Source organism: Pseudomonas sp. K5002, assembly GCF_013386655.1.
GTDB lineage: Bacteria > Pseudomonadota > Gammaproteobacteria > Pseudomonadales > Pseudomonadaceae > Aquipseudomonas.
The window spans coordinates 1-2,105 of record NZ_JACARK010000810.1 but is presented as its reverse complement, the minus strand read 5'-3'; the positions used below and the strand labels follow the sequence as shown (position 1 = coordinate 2,105).

Annotated in this window: 3 protein-coding genes; 1 reads left to right on the top strand and 2 read right to left on the bottom strand. The window is 61.9% G+C overall.

Features of this window, described 5'->3' with window-relative positions:
• A partial coding sequence (locus tag HX846_RS29015; protein ID WP_256740064.1) for a methyl-accepting chemotaxis protein occupies positions 1 to 402 on the top strand: 402 nt, incomplete at its 5' end.
• On the opposite strand, the gene HX846_RS29010 is transcribed toward HX846_RS29015, so the two are convergent.
• Together HX846_RS29010 and HX846_RS29005 are read right to left on the bottom strand one after the other, a co-directional pair.
• Positions 383 to 1,651: an EAL domain-containing response regulator gene (locus HX846_RS29010; RefSeq protein WP_177123649.1), complete on the bottom strand. Its 1,269-nt coding sequence runs from the start codon at positions 1,649 to 1,651 to the stop codon at positions 383 to 385. The genes HX846_RS29015 and HX846_RS29010 overlap by 20 nt on opposite strands.
• 9 nt (positions 1,652 to 1,660) lie before the next feature.
• Complete coding sequence (locus HX846_RS29005; protein ID WP_008430409.1) at positions 1,661 to 2,044, bottom strand: response regulator; 384 nt, start codon at positions 2,042 to 2,044, stop codon at positions 1,661 to 1,663.
• Positions 2,045 to 2,105 lie beyond the last annotated feature (61 nt).

Below are 2,105 nucleotides of genomic sequence, written 5' to 3'. Positions count from 1 at the left end.
GCGGTGGTGGCCGACGAAGTCCGCACCCTGGCGTCACGCACTTCCAAGGCAGCGGAAGACATTCGCCAGATGGTCGAGGGCCTGCAAGGCGAAACCCGCAAGGCCGTAGGCTTCATGGAAAACGGCGTGACCAACGTCGACAGCAGCCTGCGCCTGGCCGAGGACGCCTCCTCGGAGAACGTGCACCTGCACCAGGCGGTGGAGAGCATGTTCAGCATCATCCAGCAGCTCAACGCCCGCAGCCTCGACTATGGCAAGACCATCAAGCAGGTCAGCCACTCTTCGGAGCAAATGCGCCTGACCGTAGGGGTGTTGCAGACCAGCGCGGAAACCGTGCGGGTCAATGCCAACAAGTTGCAGAAGCTGGTGGGGTTGTTCGAAGTCAGTGAGGCTGCGGCCTGACCAGGCTGCGCTTATCCAGCAGCAGGCGCTCCAGCTCCTTCATCGGCAAAGGCCGGCTGAACAGATACCCCTGGATCTGATCGCAGCCGGCTTCCCGCAGAAACTCCAGCTGCGCCTGGGTTTCCACGCCTTCGGCCACCACTCGCAGCTTCAGGCTGTGGGCCAGTTCGATGATGGTGCGGGTGATAGCCGCGTCCTGCGGGTTGCTGGTGACTTCGCGGATAAACGCGATATCGATTTTCAGCGTATCAATCGGGAACCGCCGCAGGTAGGCCAGGCTGGAATAGCCGGTGCCGAAGTCGTCGATGGAGATCTTCACCCCCATCGCCCGCAGGCGCTGCAAGCTGGCGATGGTGTGCTGGGTGTTCTCCATCAGCGAGCCTTCGGTCAATTCAACTTCCAGCCAATGCGCTTCCACGCCGGCCTGGGCGAGGGACTGGGCGATATCGGCAATCAGGTCACCCTCGATCAATTGATGCCCCGAAACGTTGACCGATACCTCCACCGCGCCCACCGTGCCGGATTGCCACGCTGCGATCTGGCGGCACACGTTGTCGATCACCCAACGCCCGAGCGTGACGATCAAGCCCTGGCTTTCCAGGATCGGTATGAAGACCGCTGGAGACACCGCACCGTAACCGGGCCGGTCCCAGCGCAGTAGGGCCTCGAGGGCGCACACCTGACCGTTGGCCAGTTCGACCTTGGGTTGGTAATGCAGCACGAACTCTTCGCGCTCGACAGCCAGGCGCAGGGCTTTTTCCAGGTCCAGGCGCGCCAGGTCATGCACATTCAACCGCGAGGACTCATTTTGGTGGTGTTGAAGTTGCTGCTCCAACAACTGGCTATGGCTTTTCAACCGATCGCCGTGGGCCTTGAGCCGCAGCAGGTTGCGTACCCGTAGCCACAACTCGACCCGCTCCACCGGCTTGCTGATGAATTCTTCAGCACCGGTTTCCAGGCCACTGAGCCGCGCGCTGGACTCACTCAATGCCGAAAGCATGATGATCGGAATGTTCGCCGTGGCCTGGTTGCCCTTGAGCTGGTTGGCCACTTCATAGCCGTCCATGCCCGGCATCATGATGTCCAGCAGGATTAAGTCCGGCGGCCGCTGCGCCACCAACTGCAAGGCTTCTTCACCACTGGCGGCGCTCACGGTCTGGTAACCCTCGTGGCGCAGCAGGGTTTCCAGCAGCTTGCGCACCTGGATTTCATCATCAACGATCAACAGCGTTGCGGGTTGGCTGGCCATGGAGAGGACTCAAGTCGAGGGAGTAATGTTCTTTTGCAGCAGCGTGTCGATCACCTGGTACAGCTCTTTGTAGCGCAGGGGCTTGATGATGTAGGCATCGCAGCCGGCCCGCAGGGTCTTGTCACGGTCTTCCTTCATGGCCATGGCCGTCAGGGCGATCACCGGGATGTGCGCGGTATGAGGGTCCTGCTTGAGCAGTGACGTGGCTGCCAGGCCGTCCATGCCCGGCAACTGGATGTCCATCAGGATCAATGCCGGTTGTTTTTCCCGGGCCAGGGTCAGCCCGGTCTCGGCATCGGCGGCCCACAACACGCTGTGGCCGGCGTTCACCAGCAACAGGCGGGCGAGGCGCATATTGGCCTCGTTGTCTTCGACGATCAGGATTTCGGCCATGGGGCCTCCGCGTCCGCGGCACGGTGCAGCGGCAGCCACACCACAAACCGCGCGCCTTCGC

What these genes read in the sequence shown, in the direction of transcription:
- HX846_RS29005 (WP_008430409.1), bottom strand. Translation starts at nt 2,044, where the DNA reads ATGGCCGAAATCCTGATCGTCGAAGACAACGAGGCCAATATGCGCCTC.
- HX846_RS29010 (WP_177123649.1), bottom strand. Translation starts at nt 1,651, where the DNA reads ATGGCCAGCCAACCCGCAACGCTGTTGATCGTTGATGATGAAATCCAG.